The organism is Streptomyces sp. S3(2020), from assembly GCF_013044505.1.
GTDB lineage: Bacteria > Actinomycetota > Actinomycetes > Streptomycetales > Streptomycetaceae > Streptomyces.
This window is the reverse complement of record NZ_JABERD010000436.1, coordinates 1-3,135: the sequence shown is the minus strand read 5'-3', so window position 1 is coordinate 3,135 and position 3,135 is coordinate 1. Positions and strand designations below refer to the sequence as shown.

The 3,135-nt window shown below is 72.1% G+C and carries 2 protein-coding genes; one reads left to right on the top strand and one right to left on the bottom strand.

Translation table 11 applies throughout. The features are described from left to right. A partial coding sequence (locus HLK59_RS49195) for a 2-oxoacid:acceptor oxidoreductase family protein (RefSeq protein ID WP_171148205.1) occupies positions 1-364 on the bottom strand: 364 nt, incomplete at its 3' end. Positions 365-685: 321 nt separating this feature from the next. Here HLK59_RS49195 and HLK59_RS49190 point away from each other — a divergent pair. Continuing rightward, the gene (locus HLK59_RS49190; protein ID WP_171148204.1) at positions 686-2,986 is read left to right on the top strand and encodes a LuxR C-terminal-related transcriptional regulator; all 2,301 of its coding nucleotides are present in this window, start codon (positions 686-688) and stop codon (positions 2,984-2,986) included. Positions 2,987-3,135 lie beyond the last annotated feature (149 nt).

Here is a 3,135-nt window from a genome sequence, read left to right as displayed (position 1 = left end):
CTTTCTGCATGGCCCGTTTGGTGAACTCGTCGGTGTTGACGATGATCTCCGCGCCGCGCGGCAGGTCGCCGATATTGGCTTTGAGGGCGGCCGGGTTCATCGCGACCAGCACGTTCGGTGCGTCGCCCGGGGTGAGGATGTCGTGGTCGGCGAAGTGCAGCTGGAAGGACGAGACACCCGGCAGGGTTCCGGCGGGTGCCCTGATCTCGGCGGGGAAGTTCGGCAGGGTGGAGAGATCGTTGCCGAAGGTTGCTGTCTCGGAGGTGAAGCGGTCGCCGGTGAGCTGCATACCGTCACCCGAGTCACCCGCGAACCGGATCACGACACGGTCGAGACGCGTAACCCGCTTGGACTGAACGCTCACTGTGGTCGGCCCCTCGCTTCATTCCGGACACTCACGCGGCGGCCCATTCGACCGGCCCGGACTTGTGAAGGGCTAAATCCGCCAGAGCCCGCTTTGTTCCAAGGGCGCCCCGCCATGGCTGGAACGATGCCCTCAACCGGGTTCCCGGCCTGGTCGGAGCGGTCGTAGGGGCCGACAGGGGCGAACCGGACGGCCGGATTCTTCAGAGGGCCTTAAGTCATGGTCGAGTCGTGGTCCCTAGCGTTCAGTCGCACACCGTGGAGTACCGGGAGTACCCGAGCCTGTGGCGCAAGTCGGCGCCCGGTGGTCCTGAGGGGAAACATGCTGACCGATTTGCCGGTGCACGAGCCGACGACGGAGATGGTGGGTCGCGAGCTGGAGCTGACGTCGGTGTGCGGACGGCTAGAGGACTCCTTCCTTCGGCTGATCACGCTCGCCGGTGCCGGTGGCGTGGGCAAGAGCCGCCTGGCCGCCGAGGCCGCCCAATTGCTCGCCGACACCTTCCCCGGTGGCATCCGCACCGTGGACCTGCCCGCCTGCCCCGGTCCGGAGGAGGCGGTGGCCGCCGTCGGCCGGGCCGTCGACGCGTACGACCCGAAGGGCGTCCTCGCGCCCCGCCCGCGCGCGCTGCTGATCCTCGACGGGGTGGAGCACATCGCCGCCCGGCTGGCCCCGGTCGTCGCCGATCACCTGGCCGCCTGCCCCTGGCTCACCGTCCTCGCCACCGGCCAGGAGGTGCTGCGCATCTACGGCGAACAGGTCGTACCGGTGGCGCCGCTGCCCCCGCCCGGCCCGCTGTTCGAACCTGACGTCGCCGACGTACAGGACAACCCGGCGGTGCAGCTGTTCACCCGCCGCGCCCACGAGGTGAATCCCGGGTTCGCGCTCACGGCCGAGAACGTCACCTCCGTCGTCGACATCTGCAACCTGCTGGAGGGCGTACCGCTCGTCCTGGAACTGGCGGCACGCAGGCTGCGGCTGTTCCCGCTCCAGGAGGTGCGGTCGTGGTTGCACCGGGGCGGCGACAGCCACCTGTCCGGGCTGGTCGACGTACCGCCCCGGCAGCGCTCCCTGCTCGCCGCCGCCGAATGGAGCTGCCGCGGTCTGACCGACGGTCAGCGGGCGCTGCTCGCCCGGCTCGCCCTGTTCCGGCAGGGTGCCACCCTCGCCACCGCCGAGAAGATCTCCCCGCTCTCTCCCGCCGAGACCGCCGCCGCGATCGAGGAACTCCTGGACCGCAACCTGCTCCGGCTCGACGAGAGGCAGCACACCGACAGCCGGCTGATGATGTCGCGCACCATCCGCGTCCACAGCCTCGCCGTCCTCGACGCCGACGCGGAGGAGGCCTCGGTGGCCCGTCGGGTCCACACCCGGCACTACCAGAAGCTGATGCACTCCCTCGAAGGCCGCTTCCACGGCTCCGAGCAGCAGCGCTGGCTGCGGTTGGCCGCCGCCGAGCACGACAACGTCCTGGCCGCCCTCGACCAGGTGGCCGAAGGAGGCGACCTAGCGCCGCTCGCCGCCCTGGTCGGCGCCTGTCTGCGGCCCTGGCTGGTCCGCGGCGAACTCAAGGCGGGCCTGCACTGGTTCGACTCCACCGCGCAGGCCATGCATGAGGCGGGTGGCCCGTCCGGTGGCGAGGAGGAGACGGACCTGCGGCTGCGTGCCAGGCTGCACACCGGCGCCGGTCTGCTCGCCGCCGCTCTCGGTGACCACGACGGTGCCGCGCACCGGCACCGCAGGGCCGTCGCCCTGTACAAGCGGCTGCGTGACGCGAGGGCCGGGGCGCTGGCCTCGGCCCGTATGGGGCACGCGCTGTTCCGGTGCGGCGACCAGGCGGTGGGCCGGTCCCTGCTGATCGCCGCGCGCGCCGCCCTGGAAGGGCAGGGCGACACCGTGGGGTCCGCGGAGGCCGCCGCCTCGCTCGCCGAGGTGATGATGGCCTCCGACCAGCCCCAGGAGGCCCTCTCCCTGCTGGAGCGGGCCGAGCGCATCCAGCGGCAGAACGGCGAGATCCGCGACCTGGCCCGCACCTTGCACCTACGGGCCCGGCTCGCCTGGGACGAGGACGACGAGGCCGGGGCGCAGTCGGCGCTGCGGCAGAGCCTGACCCTTTACGACTCGATCGACGAGCGCACCGAACTGCCCGCGGCCCTCGACACGTTCGCCCTGCTCGTCCAGCGGGGCGCGGGCCAGCCGCAGCGCGCCACCCGGCTGCTGGCCGCCGCCGAGAACCTGCGTCGCCGGACCGGTGTGAAGGTCGACGGCGAACGCTGGGACCGGCTCCAGAGCGCGGTCACCGAACTGCGCAGCCAGCTCGGCTGGAGTGTGTTCGCGACCGCCTGGGTCGAAGGGCTGCGTCTGCGGCCCAAGGAGATGGCCGCCGAAGCGCTCGCCGCGGTCGAGCCGGGCCAGGGCGCCGAGCGCGGTGAGGCCGCCGCCCTCACCCCCCGTCAGCTCCAGGTGGCGCTCCTGGTCGCCGAGGGAATGACGAACCGTCAGATAGCGTCCCGGCTGAAGATCGCCGAGTGGACGGTCGTCAACCACGTCCGCAACGTGATGCGCAAGCTCGGCTGCCGCTCCAGGGTCCAAGTGGCCTGGGCCGTCGGCAGGAGACGCTGATGACAGCATCCCGGCACGCTCAGCAGCCCACACCGCAGCCCACACCCCGGCACACACCGCAGGACCCCGCCCTGCGCACCGGCCTGCGGGCGGCCGAACCGTCACCGCCCGCCCCCCGGCCGCCCGCAGGCCGGTGCGCAGGGCGGGGT